Below are 19619 nucleotides of genomic sequence, written 5' to 3' on the forward strand. Positions count from 1 at the left end.
ACGTGGGGATACATTTGCGGTAAGCCGAACTGGCCGAGATTTTCTGGCGTTCACCCATAGAACTGCCGAAGCCCTGCGGCCCCCGGTGGTGTCTTTGTGGATCAACGTCCTATGATACGGTCCTGATATGACGTTCAGGCGACAGACACTGTCAAAGCCCCGAACGTTTCTTGATCCGTGTTCACTCACTCGCAAGGGCGGCCGGCCATCGACAGGCTACTGACACCACGCGCGGGCGTTCTGGAACATCCGCATCCAAGGACTGGTTTCGGACCAGTCGGCGGGCGCCCACGACAGGGTGACGGTGCGTACTGCCCGCTCGGGATGGGGCATCATGATCGTGACCCGACCATCCGCAGACGTGTAGCCGGTCGCTCCGCCTGCCGAACCGTTGGGATTGGCAGGATACACCTCGCAGGCCTCACCTCGGTTGTCCACGTAGCGCAGCGCGGAGTGGGCCAAGTTCACATCGACGGCGTCGTCAAACAGGACCCGACCTTCGCCGTGGGCCACCGGTATGGGCAGGCGCGAGCCGGCCATACCGGAGAAAAACACCGAGGGTGAGGACTCGACTTCCACCAGGCTCAGTCGGGCCTCGAACTGCTCCGACCGATTCCGCACGAACCGCGGCCAATGCTCCGCTCCTGGGATGATGCCTTTGAGTTGTGAGAGCATCTGACAGCCATTACACACCCCGAGCGCGAAGGTTTCCAGACGATTGAAGAATGCTTCGAATTCATCGTAGAGACGCGGATTGAATAAAACGCTCCGTGCCCAACCCCCGCCTGCGCCGAGGACGTCGCCGTAGGAAAAACCGCCGCAGGCCACCAATCCGGAAAAGTCTTTCAGTTTGAAACGGCCACCGATCAGATCGGTCATATGCACATCCACGGCCTCGAATCCCGCCTGATCGAAGGCATAAGCCATTTCGACGTGACCGTTAACCCCTTGCTCTCTGAGCACCGCCACCCGGGGTTTCTGCCCTCCCAAATAAGGTGGACTGACCTTCTCGGCGACATCGAAGGTGAGGCGCGCATTCAGGCCCGGATCATCGCGATCCAGGATTCGATCGTACTCTTGCTGGGCGCACGCGGGATTATCCCGTAGCTGCTGCATGGAAAATGTGGTTTCCGACCAGGCTCGGTGCAGGTTCACGCGATCTTCGTCGAACACCAACCGGCCGCTTAACGTGAAACGCAGCCGGTGATGCGTCGCCGGCCGACCGATCCGGTGACACAGTGCGTCCAAACCCGCCTCGGCCATTCGATCCAGAACCGTACTGATGTCAGTGGCACGAACCTGGATCACCACACCCAACTCTTCGTTGAACAAACCGGCGATGGCCAGCTCACCCAAACTGTCCAGTTGCGCATCGAGGCCGCAGCGGGACGCAAAGGCCATCTCTGCCAGCGTGACCAGCAATCCGCCATCTGAGCGATCATGGCAGGCCAACACCAAACCGTCGCCTATCAGGCGTGAGACAACGCGGAAAAAGGTCCGGAATCGAGCCGGGTCGTCCAGATCCGGCGGCGTTCTGCCGAGCTCGTTGTAGACCTGCGCCAACGCGGAACCGCCGAGCCGATTCTGGCCAGCCCCAAGATCGATCAGCAACAGTTCGCTATCCCCTTGATCCAGACGAAGCTGGGGTGTCACGTGCCGTCGAACATCTTTGACTGGTGCAAACGCCGAAACGATCAGCGACAACGGCGCCGTCACCGCCTGGGACTGGCCATCCGCTTCCCAGACCGTTTTCATGGACATGGAGTCTTTGCCGACCGGTATGGTCAGATCCAGCGCCGGGCAAAGCTCCATACCGACGGCGCGAACCGCTGCATACAAACCCACGTCCTCGCCGGGATGACCGGCCGCCGCCATCCAGTTGGCTGAAAGCACAGCATCGGACGTGTCCGTCAAACCGGCTGCGAGCAGATTGGTCATGGCCTCACCCACCGCCAATCGCGCGGCGGCAGGGTAACTCAATAGGGCCACAGGCGTTCGCTCGCCGATGGCCATGGCTTCACCGGTAAAGCCGCTGTAGCCGGAAGTGGTCACGGCACAATCGGACACCGGCACCTGCCACGGGCCAACCATCTGATCGCGGACGCTCAAGCCGCCAACGGTTCGGTCACCGATGGTGATCAAAAACGTCTTGTCGCCGACTGTCGGCAGCCGCAACACGCGGTAAGCCGCTTCAGACACCGGCAAGCTCAAAAGACGCTGCTCACCGGCGACATTCGCCGTCCAGTCCCGGGCGGGACGGTCCACGTCGCGGGTCATTTTGGGCGGGTGCCCGAACAAGGTCGACAACGGCAAATCAATCGGGCGGTTGCCGAACAAGTCATCTTCCAGCACTAACTGAGGCTCGCCAGTCGCATCGCCCACGACGGCGTAGGGACAACGTTCCCGTTCGCAGATCGCCACCAGGACATCCAGTCGCTCCGGCGTCACCGCCAGCACATAGCGCTCCTGCGCTTCGTTACACCAAATCTCGAGCGGCGACATCCCCGGGTCGGCATTGTCGATTTTGCGCAATTGCAGCCGTCCGCCGCGACCACCATCGTGGAGCAGCTCGGGAATCGCGTTAGACAGCCCCCCCGCTCCCACATCATGGATGGACAAAATGGGATTACCCGACCCGAGCTGCCAGCATTGATCAATGACTTCCTGGCACCGCCGCTCCATCTCCGGGTTGTCGCGCTGCACCGAGGCGAAATCCAACTCGGCGCTACTGGTTCCGCTGGCCATACTGGAAGCCGCGCCGCCGCCCAGGCCCAGCAACATGGCCGGACCACCCAGTACCACCACGTGAGCACCGGCCGGGATGGCCTCCTTAGCGACGTGCGGTCGCCGGATATTTCCCATTCCACCGGCCAGCATGATCGGCTTGTGATAGCCGCGCCACTCTTTGCCGGCGGGACCATCGACGTTTTGCGCGTAGGTTCGAAAATAACCGCTCAGATTGGGTCGGCCAAACTCGTTGTTGAATCCCGCGCCGCCGATTGGCCCGCTCAGCATGATCTCCAAGGCAGAAGCCATGCGCTCTGGCTGCCCCAGGTTCTGCTCCCACGGCTGAGGGAAATCGGGAAGGTGTAAGTTGGATACCGAAAAGCCGGTGAGACCGGCTTTGGTGCGCGCACCGCGACCGGTCGCGCCTTCATCGCGAATCTCACCGCCCACACCGGTGGCCGCACCGGGAAACGGCGCGATGGCGGTGGGATGATTGTGAGTTTCCACCTTCATCAATATGTCGATGGGTTCTTCTCGAAAGGTATAGACCCCATCGGACGATTCGGGAAAAAAGCGCTTGGCGGTAAAACCTTCCATCACCGCCGCATTATCCCGATAGGCCGACAAAACGCGGCCGGGATGATGTTCATAGGTGTTTCGAATCATCTGGAACAACGAATGAGGCATGGCTTGCCCCTCGATGATCCAATCGGCATTGAAGATCTTGTGCCGACAGTGCTCCGAATTGGCCTGGGCGAACATCATCAGTTCGATATCATTCGGATTACGCCCCAGTGCCCGAAAACTCTCCACCAGGTAATCGATCTCGTCTGCCGACAGCGCCAGACCCATGCGCTCATCTGCCTCGACCAGAGCCGCCCGCCCTTTGCCTAGTACGTCGACCGATTGCATCGGTGTTGCGCGGGCCGACATGAACAAGGCTTCGACCTGATCGGCGTTGTCCAGCAGGACCTGAGTCATCCGGTCATGCAGCACATCGCCCAACGTCTCGATGAGATCGGCCTGATCGGAAAGACCCATGAGGTCGTAACGAACCCCGCGCTCGACGCGGCGAACCTTGGCCAAGCCGCAGTTGTGAACAATATCGGTGGCTTTACTGGCCCAAGGCGAGATCGTGCCGAACCGTGGTGTCACCCAAACACTGCGAACGCCCTCCGCGACGTCCATTGTCTGACCCGCGTAGCCCAACAACACCCGAAGAACGTTTTCCTCGCTGGCGGAAAGCTCTCCTTCTACGTCCACGAAATGTACAAACTCGGCATACAAGCCGGTCGTTTCCGGGCAGCACGCCTGAACGCGTTCGATGAGTTTTTTGAGACGAAAATCAGATAGTGCCGGTCCACCAGCTATTTGCATCACGGCCATGAACCTCCCCACGTTAAGAATTCGGAAGCCACCGACTCGGCGCCGACCACATCGGTCCGCTGTCGATCACAAGGCACGCCCGGCGCTGGGTTTCGATCGCATCAATTTGAACCCTGAACGGCCCGCCAATCGAACCCTTTACCCTGAGTTGCAAACTCCATTCCCCCTGCTTCATCCGGCAAAACCGCACGCACCGCGGCCAGAACCCTTTCTTTTGTATTGTTCTTTTCGCTGATGTGCCCCGCCACCAGGTGTTGCAAACGTGTGCGGTCCAACGATTGCAGCAGATCGACCGCCTGTAGGTTATTCAGGTGGCCGAGTGGTCCGCCGACACGCGCTCGCAACTCGGGCGGATAAGGCCCTTCGGCCAGCATGTCCAGATCGTGGTTGAACTCCAGCATCAGCGCGCTCAGGCCATCTAAGCACATACGAATATGGGGGGTGATATCGCCGGCATCGCTCAATATACCCAAGGTGCAGTCACCGTCAGAGAAAACGTACTGACACGGTTCACGGGCATCGTGAGGCACAGGGTAAGGCTGAACGTGAAGCCCGTCCACCGCGAAAGACTCATGTCCGTTGATCAAATGACGGCTCGGTAGCGATGGGGAACGGGCGGCCCGGAAGGTCCCCGTCGTCATCCAAACCGGCAGGCCGTATTTTCGCGCAAGCCGGGGAACGCCGCCCATGTGATCGGCGTGCTCATGGGTAACCAGGATGCCGGCCAATTGGTCGGGGGATGCGTCCAACTGCGCCATTCGATGCTCGACTTGAGAGACCGAGAAGCCGCAGTCGACCAAGACCATGGTCTCGCCGGTGGCGACCAAGGTGGCGTTTCCGCGGCTACCGCTTCCCAAGCTGGCAAAGCGCAACTGGCTCATCGGCAACTCCAGAGGAAATACCGATCCGTGTACTGGGCTCGATTGAGGTCCGAACTCACTTTTTGGCGTCGCCGCCCGGCGTATAAACGGGTCCCGGAAACGCGGTCACATTGCCTTCGGCCGGAACGATACGAGGCGTAGCCTCGCGCGTTACTTCGTCGATTCGGATCACCGCATGCATGGGTATCAAGCTGCGACGCACTTCGTTGAATTCGTCCTTGAGCCGCTCTTCCGAGGGATCAAGAACCAAGTCCGAGCGGGTACCGAACACCAGATCTTCCACACAGATGAAGCCATAGAGCATCTCTTGGTGGACCTTGCGCGCGAAAATCTCGTAGATCTTACCTTGGTTGATAAAAACCACTTTAAAGAGTGTCTTGGCCGCCATCGTCTCTCTGCCATCCTTCACCAGGCCGATACGGAATCCGCACTCCTTCTCACGGCGATACGGCGATTGTCCGCAGACATCGCGCGAAGCGCCATGACTAATTCGCAAACGGGAAAAATACGCTCAATATGCGCTTAAGGAGTGACGGCAAACGCCCGAAAATCCGATCCAACTAACTGCAACGGGGCGATAGTCTAACCGAATCATTCGGAGGGCCAAAGCCCGGATTGGCGGATCGTACCCCTCATCTCAGGCAGGAATCGAGGCCTTACGGGAAGAAATGGCGGGTTCGTCTCTTGAACGAACCCGCCTGGAACCCATCGCTTAGGCCACGCGAGGCATGGTTTCACCCTGCCCGGAGCGGACCACCTCAGACCAGTCGATCAGGCGGACCTCACCATTGTGACCTTCAACCAGCGCGGTACAGCTCTCAACCCAGTCGCCGCAATTGCCGTATCGAATACCCTGAATATCGGACAACTCGGCCCGGTGGATGTGACCGCAGATGACGCCATCAATGCCGAATCTGGCCGCCTCCCGGGCCACCGCCTCCTCGTAGTCGCTGATGTAGTTAACCGCTTCTTTGACCTTACTTTTGACAAAAGCGGACAAGGACCAATACGGCCGCCCCATCACGCTGCGCACGAAGTTGACCGGTTGGTTCAGCCGCAACAGCGTGTCGTACATCTTGCTGCCGAACATGGCGACCAGCTGGGAGTATTGAACGACGCTGTCAAACTCGTCGCCATGCAAAACCAGATATCGACGCCCGTCGGCCGCCTGATGGATGTCGTGGCGGCGTATCTCAACGTTTCCGAAGCGGGTTCCGACATGATCCCGGAACATGGCATCGTGGTTTCCCGGGACGTAGATCACTTCAGTGTCATGCTTGGCCGCACCCAGCACGGCGCGGAGGACATCATTATGCGCCTGCGGCCAATAGAAGCTGCGCCGGAGCGCCCAAGTGTCGATGATGTCTCCGACCAGATAAAGTTTTTCACACCGAACGGATTTCAGGAAATCCAACAAAAATGTGGCCTGGCAGCCCCTTGACCCCAAATGAACGTCAGAAATCCAAACTGTGCGATAGTGCTGACCGCGGATGGCGTGGACGTTCTGCATTTGTTCGCTCCGATGTTTTCGTTAACCCATGAACCTCTGATTGTCAGGCGGCGGAGGAAATGGATGTTGCCGACTCACCCGCCGAACGTTGTTCGTCGGTCCAGACCGAGCGACAAATGACCTTTTCCAGGTCGGCTCGCCCCGCGTACTTTCTTGCAATGTCGTGAACTTCACGCATGAGCCCGGTATCGAGCGTGATCGGCTCCAGCCCCAAGTCCAACAGACAGCGATTTTCGACCTGAAGATCGTTCTCCAGCGCTTCTTTTCTGGGATTGGACAGGAAATCGACTTCGGCACCGGTGAGCGATGCAACTTTCTCCGCCAGATCCCGCACCCGATGGGTTTCAGTCACCTGATTGAAGATTCGCACCTGACTGCCCTTGACGGGGGGATTCGCCAGGGCCATTTCGATGCAACGGACGGTATCCTGAATATGGATAAACGCCCGGGTCTGTCCACCCGTGCCATGAACAGTGAGCGGGTGGCCAACAGCCGCCTGCATCAGGAAACGATTCAAAACCGTGCCGTAATCGCCATCGTAGTCAAAGCGATTGATCAATCGCTCGTCTTGCGCGGTTTCCACCGTCTGCGTGCCCCAGACCACGCCCTGGTGAAGATCGGTGATCCGCAAACCGTCGTTCTTGTTGTAGTAGTAGAACAACAACTGATCCTGGGTCTTGGTCATGTGATACACACTGCCCGGATCGGCCGGATAAAGGATTTCCTGTTCCACCCAACGATCCTTGGCGTCCCGAACTCGGACCTTGAGGTAACCCTCGGGGATTCTGGCACCATGGGTGGAGTATCCGTATACGCCCATCGTGCCCAGGTGAACCAGATGGGCATCGATCCCTGTGTCCACCAAGGCGCACAAAACGTTCTGCGTACCGATCAAATTGTTCGCCAGGGTGTAGCGTTTGTGCTGCGAGGACTTCATTGAATACGGCGCGGATCGCTGCTCCGCGAAATGCACCACGGCATCCGGCGAGAACGCCCGAATCTGCTGGCACAAGCGCTCATACTCGTTGGCCACATCAATACGACAAAACTCGATCGATCGGCCGCTAACCGCCGACCATGCGGCCAAGCGGACGTCCATGGGACGAATGGGCGTCAACGAACTGACCCCCAACTCGTTATCGATATTGCGGCGGGAGAGGTTGTCCACAATCAAAACATCATGCCCACGGGCAGACAAATGTAAGGCCGTGGGCCAACCGCAAAAACCATCGCCACCCAACACTATGATTTTCATCGTTCGCTCCGATCGATTTTCAGCATGTCCAGAATCGAAGTCTCATACGCCGTTTCGGCGGGCACGAGATAGTTAACAAACTCATCTACCGACCTTGTGACCGAACACTGTTCAGCGAACGTGCGGCATTGCTCGGACGGGATTTCCAGCGCCGCCAGCGCCGCTTCCCTGAGATCCTCACTCAAATAACCCGTCTGTCCGTGCTCGACCAATTGCGCCGGGCCGGCAACGGGATAGGCTGCAACCGGCACACCGCAGGCCATGGCCTCCATCACCACCAGACCCAGGGTGTCGGTACGGCTCGGAAAGACCAGACAATCAGCAGCGCCGAGGTGACGCACCAACTCCGCACCGACCTTGGCGCCGGTAAATCGTGTTTCGGGATAGCGGGACTGCAATTCTTCCCGCGCCGGTCCGTCCCCCACGACATACTTGGTGCCGGGCAGGTCCAAGCGCAGGAAATCCTCGATATTTTTCTCCACCGCAACCCGCCCCAGATACATGAAAATGGGGTGTTGATCGGGCAGAAAGTCTTTGTCGCCCGGTACGAAGTGGTCGGTGTCCACGCCGCGGGTCCATACAACAAGGTTCTGAAAGCCGCGACCGGCCAACTCAGCCTGCAAAGCGGGTGTACTCACCATGGTCCGGGTCGCCGCGCTGTGAAACCATCGCATCATGGCGTAACCCGGCCACAGCGGCAGAACCGGAACGCGCGCTTTCACATATTCCGGAAAGCGGGTGTGGAAGGACGTCGTAAACTGCAGACCTTTATTGACGCAGTAACGGCGTGCCGCGATACCCAAAGGCCCCTCAGTCGCAATATGAATGCGGTCGGGCTCAAACTCCCAAAGCAAGCGACGCAACTTAAAATCCGGCGCAACAACCGCCAGGCGAATTTCGGGATAACTGGGCATGGGGATGGTTTGGAACAGGCCCGGGTGAATCACCTTCACGCGGTGGCCACGCGTTTCCAGCTGTCGCTCTAACGTGGTGAGGGTTCGAACGACGCCATTAATTTGCGGCTTCCAGGCATCCGTGACGATCGCAATCCGCATTCGTTTCCTCGCTGTGGTGGTATCTGGAACCACGGCTTCCACGAAACACCGGCCGATCATCAAGCTAAGCGTCCCGCATGCCGTATCTCATGCGGGACCTCAGTATGGGTGGGAGTTATGACAGTTTGGTAACTGCCAGATAACGGTTTTGTGATGGTGTCACAAACCAACCAGGAGGCAGCAAAGTGGACAACCAAGCCAGCGTACCGGATGGTCGGCGAGGAAAAATCAGGTTTTCACAGCAGCGCATCAGGGATCAAACTGTGCTAAGCCGGGCCTGCCTGTCACACGGCTGACATATTTGAATGGCTCTGCAGCAATCGATAGCGCGAAGCCACAGCCCGGACCGGCATGTGTCTAAAGGCGAAGCGCCACCCCCTGTCGGAGGTGGCGCGTATGGAGCAGATGATTAAAACGCCCGGGGGGTTACGATTGAATTTTCAGCTTCTGACGTTTGGTGACCTCGCGTTTGGGCAGCACCAGCTCTAACAGGCCGTCTTTACACGTCGCTTTGGCTTTATCCGGATCAACCGAGGAGGGCAGCATGACGGTCCGGCTGATCTCTTCCCGGCGAATCTCTTGACGAAAATACTCGCCTTCTTTTTCTTCCTTCTCTTCCGAGCGTTTCTGTCCCCGGATGGTCAGGCTTTGGTCAGTCAATGAGACATCCAAATCATCCTTGGTCATACCCGGGACTTCGGCGCGGACGATGATTTCGTCATCTTGATCGATCACGTCCACTTTTGGCACCGCCGTTTCCGCTGTAAACCACTCATCCCACCGCGGCCATTCCCGGCCGAATGGCAACATGGACCGACCGAAGAATCGATCGAACTCCCGCTCCATGTCCCGGAACGGATGCAGCCAGCGCTCGCGGGAAACCAGCGGCTGTGGAGAGTTTGGCTCCGCCGGCTTGGCCTCACTCTTGGATTTGCTTCGCGTTTTCCTCTCTACCATCGGTCGTCTCCTTGACTTCACGTCACTCAACAGTCGATAAACCCACTGCCTAAACAACAATCTAGAACATGGAATCCAAGATTAAGAACTCAACCCCAACCAGCGCTTGACGTAAGTCAAACCCGCCCCATCGATCGCCCCGACGCCGTCGGTGTCGCACGGGCCATTGCGCGCGTTTTCTAGTATCCTCAGGCGAACAAGCCCAATGGGCCGACTGGGTCGGCCGGGTTTTTACAATTACGAAATCCAAGGAAGGAGACTATGGGACCTCTTAAAGGAATCAAGGTTCTGGAAATCGCCAGTATCGGCCCCGGACCATTCTGCGGAATGATGCTCTCGGATATGGGGGCGGAAATACTCCGCGTGGACAAGAAAAACATCCCCTCGCTCAGTGGGAAATACGACGTCTTAGGGCGTGGCCGGCGCTCGGTCGCCGTCGACCTCAAAAAACCGGAGGGTGTCCAAGCCGTTCTCCGGCTCGCGGAAAAAGCGGATGTTTTGATGGAAGGCTACCGGCCGGGCGTGATGGAGCGCCTGGGACTGGGACCTGATGTCTGCCTGGAGCGCAATCCGAAATTGGTTTACGCCCGGATGACCGGCTGGGGTCAGTACGGTCCCCTAGCCCATGCGGCGGGTCACGATATGAATTACATCGCCATCTCCGGTGCGCTGGCGGCCATCGGACGAGCCGGCGAGCGTCCCGTGCCCCCACTCAATCTCGTGGGCGACTTCGGCGGCGGTGGCATGCTGCAAGCGTTCGGCATCGTCTGCGCTTTGCTGGAAGCTCAGCGCAGTGGCCAGGGCCAAGTGGTCGATACGGCCATGACCGACGGCGCCGCCACCTTGATGGCCATGATTTACGGATTTAAAGCATCCGGCATGTGGAAAACCGAGAAAGGCAGCAACATGCTCGATGGTGGTGCCCATTTCTACGATACGTACGAAACAAAAGACGGCAAGTACGTTGCCATCGGCTCCATCGAGCCCCAGTTCTACAAACTGCTGCTGGAAAAAACCGGGCTGGCTGATGACCCGGAATTCAGAGCCCAGATGAATCAACGCAAGTGGCCGGAACTCAAAGAAAAACTGGCCGCCGCGTTCAAAACCAAAACCCAAGATGAATGGACCGAGATCATGGAAGGCACCGATGTGTGTTACGGTCCGATTCTGGACATGAACGAAGCGCCGAAGCATCCGCACAACGTGGCTCGAAAAACGTTCATCGAGATCGAAGGCGTCATGCAGCCTGCGCCGGCGCCCCGCTTTAGCCGGACGGTACCTGAAGTTCAAGGACCGCCGCCCAAAGCCGGACAACATACGGACGACGCACTGGCGGATTGGGGATTTTCACAATCCGAGATCGACGAACTCAAACAAGCCAAAATCGTCTAAAGTGCCGGCTTAATCAGGGGGCTGGGTGCTCATCGAATCAGACGTCTATCCTTGAATCGGCCGGATCGTCGACGATCCGGCCGATTCAAGAAAGCTGAAGCCCATACCCACGGATCGGGAGCTCAGACCATGCCCAAGTTGAACGACCACCGCTTTGCCATTGGGCTGATTGCAGTGCTTTGCATGGTATCGGCTTCGGTATATGCGACACCGAAACCGGCACCCAATGGCATCACGTTACCTGACGACTACCGCCGATGGGATGTGATTGCAGTATCTCAACGCCGGGATAACCAAACTTTGCGCGTGATCTTAGGCAATCCCGCCGCCATGGCGGCGGTTCGCCAAGGCCAACATCAACCCTGGCCGGATGGCAGCATCTTGGCCAAGGTCGTGTGGACGCAAGCCCAACACGAAATCTGGCCCGATGCCTCCGTCCCCGGTGAATTCGTGCATGTGGAGTTGATGGTCAAAGACCGGGAGCAGTACCGCGCCACCGGCGGTTGGGGATTCGCCCGATGGCAGGGGGACGAGCTTAAAGCATACGGTGCATCAACCAACTTCAGCCGAGAGTGTTTCAGCTGCCACCAACCCGTAGCCGACCAGGACTATGTCTTTACGGTACCTGCCGCTTGGCCGAAATAGCCCAGGGGCGGGTTTGATGGAGACGCTGGAATTTGAACAGGAAGACGTCCAGCGTCATAGCAAGGAAGAATCGACCCATGGAAATTTGGGTGCTCGTGATCATATTGATCGCGCTCGGTATATTGATCCTGCTGGATATCCGAACGGAAGATACCGAACTGGACGACGACGATGACGCGGAACCGGACGACTTCGGCTTGGACTCCAGTTGGGACCGGCATTTTCGCCAACGCGACGAACAAGAGCGAGACGAACGCGACTAATTGTTGTCCAAACCGGACAGAAGTTCCCGCACTCCCTCCGCGATGAGGCGTGATAGATCGATATCGTTACTGGCATGCACTACCGTGTTGGCGGTGACCAAAGAGCTCAGCCCCGTGCGGTCTAACGTGGCCAAGGCATCGCCACAAAACAGCGCATGCACCGCCACAGCCATCACGTCTTCTAACCCTTGCTGACGCAATCGTTCGACGCTTCGAGCCAGGGTCGTCCCGGTGGAGATGATGTCATCAACCAAAACCGCTGTGCGGTCGCGCCACGCGCTCACATCCGGCAAATCGATTTCCAACGCCCGATCTCCGAGACGCCGTTTGCGCTGGATGACGTATGGCGCATCCAAAGCAGAAGCGATCTCGCCCACCCACTGCTCGCTCTCTTCATCCGGGCCGACGATAAGCGGATGCACGACATGCCGCGCAATCCATTCCGCCACTGCCGGAGCTGAACCGACCACGTTGCTGGGCACGGTATAAACTTCGGCCAGATCATGAATTCGGTGAAGATGCGGATCAACGGTCACCAAACCGTCGATTACAGCCGACAGCAGGCGGGCAAAATAGCGCGCCGTGACCCCCTCACCCCGGCGAAAACGCGTATCTTGGCGCATGTAGGGTAAATACGGGGCCACCAGAATCACTCGTTTCGCGCCCAAATCACGAACCGTTTGTGCCGCGAATACCAGCGGCAGGAACTTCTCGTCCGGTTGGCTCATCTCGGCCACCAGCACCACGTCCTGCCCGGCACAATCCCCGAGGATACGGAGGTAAGACTCACCATCCGGAAATCGACGAAACTCCCATTTGAGCAATGCCGAGTTCAAGTGACCACACAGTTCCGTGGCCATTGGTTCCGCGCCTGGCAGGGCCAGCAATAACGCCGTCATAATGGGGTCACGTGCTCCGCTGCGGCATCGCCATGTTCGTCGTTGGCCAGTGTGATGATTTCCCCCGTTGTTTTCCGATAGCCCAGGGCATAGCGCAATTCGCCCTTCGTCTCAGCGTGAATCGTATAGAGCGGATCACCGGCGTCAAGTTGCTGACCCAGCCGAACGTGAATCTCCGCACCCGCGGCGGGCGCACCAGGAGCCCCGGCCAGTTTGGCCAACCGCGACAAGCGTCGGTTATCCATGTCCAAAACCCGCCCGGAACGGGCGGCCTGGATGGTGCTGCGGTGACGGGCCCGCGGTGGTGTTCTCATCCCACCTTGCGCCTCACAGATGGCTTGAAACTTCTGCCAAGCCAGTCCGTCTGTTAGTGTTTGCCGGGCCAGCTGAAGGGTATGGACCCGATCGCCCAGCCCACCCATTTCCAGAATGTCAGCCGCGATTAAAAGACTGCGCTCGCGCAAATCGCGCGGCGCTTGCGGGTGGTTCTGCAATACCGCCAGCACGTCTTGCGCCTCCAAAGCGGGGCCAATGCCAAACCCAACCGGTTGCGAGCCGTCACTGGCCAAAACCCGGATGATCAATCCGACCCGCTGGCCGACCTTTTCCAAACGGCGGGCTAGCCGTTCCCCCGCTTCGGCCGAACGCACCTTGGCGGTGGGACCGATGGGCATATCGATGAGCACATGCGACGAACCGGCAGCTGCCTTTTTCGACACCACTGAGGCAATCAACTGACCTTCGCTGTCCACGTCCAGGGCACGTTCGACACGTATCAGGGTATCGTCGGCCGGACTCAAACGAACCGCGCCGCCCCAAGCAATACACGCCCCCTCCCGATCGACCACGCGCCGCATGTCCGCCAAATCCAAGTTCACCGGTGCCAGTGTTTCCATGGTATCGGCCGTACCCGAGGGCGAAGTGATCGCGCGGGAAGATGTTTTGGGCATGATCAGCCCGCAAGCGGCCACAATGGAAACCACAATGGGGGTGGTCCGATTGCCCGGCAGGCCACCCACACTGTGTTTGTCGACCACCTGGGGATAGTCCCAGTGCAGGCGTTCTCCGGCCGCCGTCATGGCTTCGGTCAAAGCGATGATTTCTTCATCGTCCAGTCGATCACCCGCAGTCCCGGCAATAAAGGCGGAAATCTGAACGTCGGAATATCGGTCCGCCACGATGTCCTGAACAATGGCATCCAAAGCCGGCCCCTCCAGGCGGTTTCCGTACAGCTTGGAGCGAACAAACCGAAAAGACTCCACTGGCTCAGGGTGGGAGACAAACACGCGATCCCCCTCCCGCAGTTGCAGAAGTCGCCACGCGGATTCCGAAAAACCGGCTTCCTCATAGCCGAGCAGATGATCGTAAATGACGTTTAAGGTAGCGATGATCTCGCGCTCGCCGTTCCCAACCCGGATACGGGACTGAGCGTCGAACCCTTCCGCCCGGCAGACCGGACAATCCTCTCGCATGTAGATCACAGGTTCTTGGTGGGTGTCGATACCCATACGCCGCGCGACAAGGCCGTGCGCACCCATCGTATTTTGTTTTCGCATTTTCCGACTCAATGGGGCAGGCGGTCGTTAGACCGATTCACTTGAGGTTGAATTTTTCGTCTTGCCCGGGAACGTTCACCGTCCAGCCTAACTCGCTTTCCAAGAACCCGGCAAAGGTGGTGGCTGCATGTGATTCTCCATGGGTGACGAAGGTGCGCCGGGGCGGTTCCGGCATCTGCCGCAACCAGTCGATCATTTCCACGTGGTCGGCATGGGCCGAGAGGCTGTTGATCTGTCTGACTTCGGCTCGGATGGGTACCACACGGCCGTGAAGCTTGACCGCGTCGGCGCCATTGACCATCGCCTCGCCCCGAGTGCCCGCGGCCTGAAATCCGGTGAACAGGACCATATTGCGATGATGTCCTCCAAAGGTTTCCAAATGATGCAATACGCGACCGCCCGAAGCCATGCCACTGGCAGAGATAATCACCATGGGTCCGTGCCGCCGCCCTAAGGCCTTGGATTCTTCGGCGGTTCGAACATATTGGGCCGATTCGCACATTTGCCGACAGGCCCGCCCGTCCAGTTTGTGCTCGTCGGCGTGAGCGAGGAACAACTCGGTGGCATCGATCGCCATGGGACTGTCGATGTAGATCGGCAGATCGGGAATCCGGCCAGCGGCCTTGAGCTGACTGAGCACGTAAAGCAGAATCTGCGCGCGGCCAACGGCGAAGGTCGGTACGATCATCACGCCCCCGCGCGCCGCCACATCGTTCACCAAGCCTGAGATAACCGTCGCCGGATCCTCGTCAGAATGCCGTCGGTCGCCGTAAGTCGACTCCACCACCAAGTAGTCCGTCTGACCCAGCGGCTGCGGTGCTCGCATCACCGGGTCATTGGCGCGGCCGACATCCCCGGTAAACGTGATCGAGCGGCGCTCATCGGACAACCGCACGCTAGCGGCACCCAGTATATGCCCCACGGGCGAAAACGCGCATTGGAATCCACCGAGGTCAATCTGTGCGCCCCACGGCACGGGGACCAACTGATTCAGGCAGCGCTCCGCGTCCGCTTGGGTATACAGCGGCAATGCCGGGTGATGGCGGGAATAGCCCCGAAGATTGGCGTAGCGGGCTTCTTCCTCCTGAAGATAACCCGAGTCCGGCAGCAAGATACCGCAAAGATCCGCCGTTGCAGCGGTGCAGTAGATGTCGCCTTCAAAGCCCCGCTTACACAGCAATGGAAGGTATCCGCTATGATCCAGATGGGCGTGGGTCAACACCACCGCGTCCAAACGAGCGGGATCGAGCGGCAAGGGCTGCCAGTTTCGGCGACGCAGATCCTTTAAGCCCTGAAACAAACCGCAATCGACAAGAACCGAACCGCGCTCACCCGTTAAAAGGTATTTGGATCCGGTGACCGTGCGGGCAGCACCCAAAAACTGAATTTCCATTTATTGTTCTCGTTTCTATCGCGACAGATGAATGGCTGAGCGGGACGACAACCGCATCGTTCCTCATATTGGCGACAGAAAGCCGCTGCCATCCTGACCCAGGTCAGATTCGCACATCAACCGTGCCAGTAAATGTGAGCATCTTCCAAGGGAACCGTCGCGGCCGGATGGAAGGGCACAACCCGGGCGGTATAGTGTTCCGCCGGCCGGCCAACAGGAACGCTGGCTTCATAGAGGAACCCATTGACGGCACCGGCAAGCGCATCTTTTTTCTCCATCACCACTACCTCAGGCTCTGCACCGTCCAACGGTTCGGCGAACAGCTCGACTCGAACCTGTTCGGGTTTGAGGTCATCCAGGTAGACCGGCAAAGTGAAATGCATCGACTCGCCATCGACGACCAAATTCTGCTCGCCACAGTGTATGTTCTGCCAATGGGCCGAGAGATCGCTTTTCCACTGCCTCAACTCGGCCGCGATTCGGCCGTCATCGCCGATCCGCTCTCGGTAGGCCCGGGCCGCGGGTAAATAGTAGTTTTCGGTATATTCCCGAACCATCCGGTTGGTACTGAAACGCGGCGTCAACTCGGACATACTGGCCCGCATCCGGGCGACCCAGCCGCGGGGGATACCGCGCTCGTCGCGCGTGTAAAAACACGGGGCGATCTCGCGCTCCAAAAGGTCGTAGAGCTGTATCGCTTCTTGGCGATCCCAAGCCGGATCATCGCCATGCTCCTGGCCATCACCAAGCGCCCAGCCGAGATCCGGACGATAGGCTTCCGCCCACCAGCCATCCAATTCCGAGAGATTCAGGCCGCCGTTGACCAGGACTTTCATGCCACTTGTCCCGCTGGCCTCCCAGGGACGTCGCGGCGTATTGATCCAGAGATCCACCCCCTGAACGAGTTGTTCGGCGATCAACATATCGTAATCCGCCAGAAAAACGCCGTGATTTTGCACTTCGGAACGGGCCAGGAAATCGATCCAGTGGGTCACGATGCGTTTGCCGGCTTCATCGGCGGGGTGGGCTTTTCCGGCAATAATGATCTGCATGGGCTGATCGGCGTTGGTCAGCAATCGCACTAGGCGATCCGGATCATAGAGCAAGAGATCGGGTCGTTTGTAGGTGGCAAATCGACGCGCAAAACCAATGGTCAGTACATTGGGGTCCAACAGCCGTTCAACATGTTCGATGTGCTCGGGATTGACGCCGCTGGCCCGAATTTGGTCCACATAGCGACGGCGCGCATAGTCGACCAACTGTTTGCGACCGGCCGCGCGAAATTCCCACAACTCTTCGTTGCTGGCTTCACGAATATCCTTCTCAAGCGTCTCCTGTGTGCCGATCCAGCGTCCTTTGCCACAGATCCGCGTCCACAGCTTGTCCGCCGCGACCGAGTCCCATGACGGCACATGAACGCCGTTGGTGACATAGCCCACCGGAACTTCGCTTCGCGGCCAATGCTCGAACAACGGCTGAAACAAGCGACGCGAAACATCCGCATGAAGCTGGCTGACGCCATTGATCGCAACGCTGCCCCGGATGGCGAGTATCGCCATGTTAAATGGTTCCGATGGATCCTCGGGGTTACGTCGCCCCAGAGATGCCAACTCTTTCATGCTGATGCCCAAGCGTTCGCAATACGGACACGCATAACGTTCGAACAATTCAGGAGAAAAACGATCGAACCCCGGCGCTACGGGGGTGTGTGTCGTGAACACGTTGCCGGCGCGCGTCGCAGACAGTGAGGTCCAAAAATCCTGTCCGGTCTTTCGCATGTGCGAAAACGCGCGCTCCAAAACCAGAAACGCCGCGTGGCCCTCGTTCAAATGACACACTTCCGGGTTAAGGCCCAACTCCTCGATCAATCGCCAGCCACCGACGCCCAACGCGATTTCCTGCAACAAGCGCATTTCATCCCCGCCGCCATAAAGCTGACCGGTGATACCCCGATCCACCGGGCTGTTCATGGGATCGTTACTGTCGAGCAAATACAGCCGGATACGCCCCACCTGAACCTGCCAGGTCCGCAACCGGAGGGTCCGGCCCGGAATCTCGACGAGTATCCTGAGCCACTCGCCCTCCTCGTCACGTACCGGCGTCACGGGGAGTTGGCTGGGGTCGTTATGAGGATAGAAAGCCAATTGATTTCCGGCAGCGTCGATGCCCTGACGAAAGTAACCTTCCTGATACATCAGGCCGACGCCCCATAGCGGTAGCCCCAAGTCACTGGCGGTTTTAAGATGATCTCCCGCCAGGATGCCAAGCCCACCGGAGTAAATCGGCAGCGCCTCGCTTAAACCGAACTCCATGCTGAAGTAGGCAATACCCTTGAGCGCACCCTCTGGGACACAACCCTCGAACCAGCTACCGGACGCCTGAAAATCCCGTCGCGACTGCAGTTGAGTATGCACCAGCTCGCAGAAATCCGAGTCTTGAGCCAACTCTTTCAAACGCACCGCCGAAACGCTATGGAGCAGCAGCCAAGCGTTGCGCGTGGCATTCCACAGTTCCGGATCGATTCTGGCCCAGATCTTGTCGGTGGCGTGGCTCCAGGACCAGCGAAGATCCAGAGCCAACTCGGCCAGATCCTCAAGCCCCTCAGGCAAACTCGGGAGGGTGAAACGGGCAATAGAATCCATTCGACGATTCCTAAATTTTATTTCGGTGAGCCGATTAGACCGACATCCAGCACATTCTCATTAACCCGTCCAACCAAGAAATCGTCAAGGTTATTCAGCGTGGTTTGGGCAATTTCGGTCAATGCTTCGTGGGTAAAAAAGGCTTGGTGGCCCGTTACGATGACATTCGGGAAACTCAGTAGTCGGGTAAAAATGTCATCCGGGATAAAAGTATCGGACAAATCTTGGAAATACAGATCAGATTCCTCTTCGTAAACGTCCAAGCCAACGGCACCCAAATGCTGTTTCTTGAGCGCGTCGATGAGTGCAGATGCGTCGACCAGCGCACCCCGACTGGTGTTGATCAACATCGCCCCCCGCCTCATTCGCGACAGCGTACTCTCGTTTATGAGATGTTGCGTCTCAGGCGTCAAGGGAGAATGAAGAGAGACAATATGGGATTGCGCCAAGAGTTGCTCAAAATCCACGTAAACCGTACCGAGCGCCTCGGCATCGGGATTGGGAAACGGATCATACGCCAGTAATTTGCATCCAAATCCGGCCATAATGCGACTGAATGCCAAACCAATCTTGCCAACCCCTACCACACCAACCGTCTTGCCATGAAGATCGAAGCCCAACAAACCATCGAGGCGAAAATTGCCCTCGCGAACCCGGTTATAAGCGCGATGTATTTTGCGATTGAGCGCCAGGATCAAGCCGACGGCAAACTCAGCGACAGCTTGGGCAGAGTATTCGCGCACACGCATCACCGTGATCCCGAAACGCTCGGCCGCGGCAAGATCGACGTTGTTATAACCGGTGGCCCGTAAAAGAACGAGGCGAGTCCCACCGTCACTGAGCCGCTTGAGCACATCCGCGCAAAGCCGATCATCGACAAAACAGCACACGGCCTCGTACCCTTTGGCCAAAACTGCCGTCTCTGACGTCAGGGTCGAATCGGAAAAATGAAGGGTATGCCGACCCGAAGTATTGGCCGCGCCCAAATAGGTTTCATCATAAGGCCGAGCGCTGAAGACCAGCACATCCATTTGGGAAATACCTGCTTAGTCGAGAGC

At 58.2% G+C, this 19619-nt stretch carries 15 protein-coding genes; 3 read left to right on the forward strand and 12 right to left on the reverse strand.

What is annotated here, in order from left to right:
- Positions 1–216: 216 nt before the first annotated feature.
- The 7 genes from purL to SVU69_11365 all read right to left on the reverse strand — a co-directional run bounded on the left by purL (position 217) and on the right by SVU69_11365 (position 9771).
- The gene (gene purL, locus SVU69_11335) at positions 217–4107 is read right to left on the reverse strand and encodes a phosphoribosylformylglycinamidine synthase (GenBank protein MDY6943586.1); all 3891 of its coding nucleotides are present in this window, start codon (positions 4105–4107) and stop codon (positions 217–219) included.
- A gap of 107 nt (positions 4108–4214) precedes the next feature.
- Positions 4215–4994, reverse strand: coding sequence for an MBL fold metallo-hydrolase (locus tag SVU69_11340; protein ID MDY6943587.1), 780 nt, complete (start codon positions 4992–4994; stop codon positions 4215–4217).
- A gap of 55 nt (positions 4995–5049) precedes the next feature.
- On the reverse strand, positions 5050–5382 hold the full coding sequence (locus SVU69_11345) for a DUF1820 family protein (GenBank protein MDY6943588.1): 333 nt from the start codon (positions 5380–5382) through the stop codon (positions 5050–5052).
- 324 nt (positions 5383–5706) lie between these two features.
- On the reverse strand, positions 5707–6504 hold the full coding sequence (locus SVU69_11350; protein ID MDY6943589.1) for a UDP-2,3-diacylglucosamine diphosphatase: 798 nt from the start codon (positions 6502–6504) through the stop codon (positions 5707–5709).
- A 43-nt stretch (positions 6505–6547) separates the two neighbouring features.
- On the reverse strand, positions 6548–7759 hold the full coding sequence (locus SVU69_11355; protein MDY6943590.1) for an NAD-dependent epimerase/dehydratase family protein: 1212 nt from the start codon (positions 7757–7759) through the stop codon (positions 6548–6550).
- The gene (locus SVU69_11360) at positions 7756–8814 is read right to left on the reverse strand and encodes a glycosyltransferase family 1 protein (protein MDY6943591.1); all 1059 of its coding nucleotides are present in this window, start codon (positions 8812–8814) and stop codon (positions 7756–7758) included. The genes SVU69_11355 and SVU69_11360 overlap by 4 nt, the downstream gene beginning before the upstream one ends.
- 426 nt (positions 8815–9240) lie before the next feature.
- Complete coding sequence (locus tag SVU69_11365; GenBank protein MDY6943592.1) at positions 9241–9771, reverse strand: Hsp20/alpha crystallin family protein; 531 nt, start codon at positions 9769–9771, stop codon at positions 9241–9243.
- 261 nt (positions 9772–10032) lie between these two features.
- On the opposite strand from SVU69_11365, the gene SVU69_11370 reads away from it, so the two are divergent.
- From SVU69_11370 to SVU69_11380, 3 genes are all read left to right on the forward strand, one after another.
- On the forward strand, positions 10033–11163 hold the full coding sequence (locus tag SVU69_11370) for a CaiB/BaiF CoA-transferase family protein (protein MDY6943593.1): 1131 nt from the start codon (positions 10033–10035) through the stop codon (positions 11161–11163).
- Between the two features lie 129 nt (positions 11164–11292).
- Positions 11293–11808: a cytochrome P460 family protein gene (locus SVU69_11375; protein MDY6943594.1), complete on the forward strand. Its 516-nt coding sequence runs from the start codon at positions 11293–11295 to the stop codon at positions 11806–11808.
- Positions 11809–11885: 77 nt separating this feature from the next.
- A complete protein-coding gene (locus SVU69_11380; protein MDY6943595.1) occupies positions 11886–12071 on the forward strand; it encodes a hypothetical protein in 186 nt (61 codons plus the stop codon).
- Here the strand turns inward: SVU69_11380 and SVU69_11385 are convergent.
- The 5 genes from SVU69_11385 to SVU69_11405 all read right to left on the reverse strand — a co-directional run bounded on the left by SVU69_11385 (position 12068) and on the right by SVU69_11405 (position 19592).
- A complete protein-coding gene (locus tag SVU69_11385) occupies positions 12068–12970 on the reverse strand; it encodes a ribose-phosphate diphosphokinase (protein ID MDY6943596.1) in 903 nt (300 codons plus the stop codon). The genes SVU69_11380 and SVU69_11385 overlap by 4 nt on opposite strands.
- Positions 12967–14526: a thymidine phosphorylase family protein gene (locus tag SVU69_11390; GenBank protein ID MDY6943597.1), complete on the reverse strand. Its 1560-nt coding sequence runs from the start codon at positions 14524–14526 to the stop codon at positions 12967–12969. Before SVU69_11390 ends, SVU69_11385 begins: the two co-directional genes overlap by 4 nt.
- A 37-nt stretch (positions 14527–14563) precedes the next feature.
- Positions 14564–15919 carry an MBL fold metallo-hydrolase gene (locus SVU69_11395; protein ID MDY6943598.1) on the reverse strand — a complete coding sequence of 452 codons (1356 nt, stop codon included), beginning with the start codon at positions 15917–15919 and terminating at the stop codon, positions 14564–14566.
- Positions 15920–16035: 116 nt separating this feature from the next.
- On the reverse strand, positions 16036–18561 hold the full coding sequence (gene glgP, locus SVU69_11400) for an alpha-glucan family phosphorylase (protein MDY6943599.1): 2526 nt from the start codon (positions 18559–18561) through the stop codon (positions 16036–16038).
- Between the two features lie 17 nt (positions 18562–18578).
- Complete coding sequence (locus tag SVU69_11405; protein ID MDY6943600.1) at positions 18579–19592, reverse strand: 2-hydroxyacid dehydrogenase; 1014 nt, start codon at positions 19590–19592, stop codon at positions 18579–18581.
- Between the last annotated feature and the right edge of the window lie 27 nt (positions 19593–19619).

This window comes from Pseudomonadota bacterium (genome assembly GCA_034189865.1).
Lineage (GTDB): Bacteria > Pseudomonadota > Gammaproteobacteria > UBA5335 > UBA5335 > JAXHTV01.

What these genes read in the sequence shown, in the direction of transcription:
- SVU69_11340 (MDY6943587.1), bottom strand. Translation starts at nt 4,994, where the DNA reads ATGAGCCAGTTGCGCTTTGCCAGCTTGGGAAGCGGTAGCCGCGGAAAC.
- SVU69_11345 (MDY6943588.1), bottom strand. Translation starts at nt 5,382, where the DNA reads ATGGCGGCCAAGACACTCTTTAAAGTGGTTTTTATCAACCAAGGTAAG.
- SVU69_11350 (MDY6943589.1), bottom strand. Translation starts at nt 6,504, where the DNA reads ATGCAGAACGTCCACGCCATCCGCGGTCAGCACTATCGCACAGTTTGG.
- SVU69_11355 (MDY6943590.1), bottom strand. Translation starts at nt 7,759, where the DNA reads ATGAAAATCATAGTGTTGGGTGGCGATGGTTTTTGCGGTTGGCCCACG.
- SVU69_11360 (MDY6943591.1), bottom strand. Translation starts at nt 8,814, where the DNA reads ATGCGGATTGCGATCGTCACGGATGCCTGGAAGCCGCAAATTAATGGC.
- SVU69_11365 (MDY6943592.1), bottom strand. Translation starts at nt 9,771, where the DNA reads ATGGTAGAGAGGAAAACGCGAAGCAAATCCAAGAGTGAGGCCAAGCCG.
- SVU69_11370 (MDY6943593.1), top strand. Translation starts at nt 10,033, where the DNA reads ATGGGACCTCTTAAAGGAATCAAGGTTCTGGAAATCGCCAGTATCGGC.
- SVU69_11375 (MDY6943594.1), top strand. Translation starts at nt 11,293, where the DNA reads ATGCCCAAGTTGAACGACCACCGCTTTGCCATTGGGCTGATTGCAGTG.
- SVU69_11380 (MDY6943595.1), top strand. Translation starts at nt 11,886, where the DNA reads ATGGAAATTTGGGTGCTCGTGATCATATTGATCGCGCTCGGTATATTG.
- SVU69_11385 (MDY6943596.1), bottom strand. Translation starts at nt 12,970, where the DNA reads ATGACGGCGTTATTGCTGGCCCTGCCAGGCGCGGAACCAATGGCCACG.
- SVU69_11390 (MDY6943597.1), bottom strand. Translation starts at nt 14,526, where the DNA reads ATGCGAAAACAAAATACGATGGGTGCGCACGGCCTTGTCGCGCGGCGT.
- SVU69_11395 (MDY6943598.1), bottom strand. Translation starts at nt 15,919, where the DNA reads ATGGAAATTCAGTTTTTGGGTGCTGCCCGCACGGTCACCGGATCCAAA.
- glgP (MDY6943599.1), bottom strand. Translation starts at nt 18,561, where the DNA reads ATGGATTCTATTGCCCGTTTCACCCTCCCGAGTTTGCCTGAGGGGCTT.
- SVU69_11405 (MDY6943600.1), bottom strand. Translation starts at nt 19,592, where the DNA reads ATGGATGTGCTGGTCTTCAGCGCTCGGCCTTATGATGAAACCTATTTG.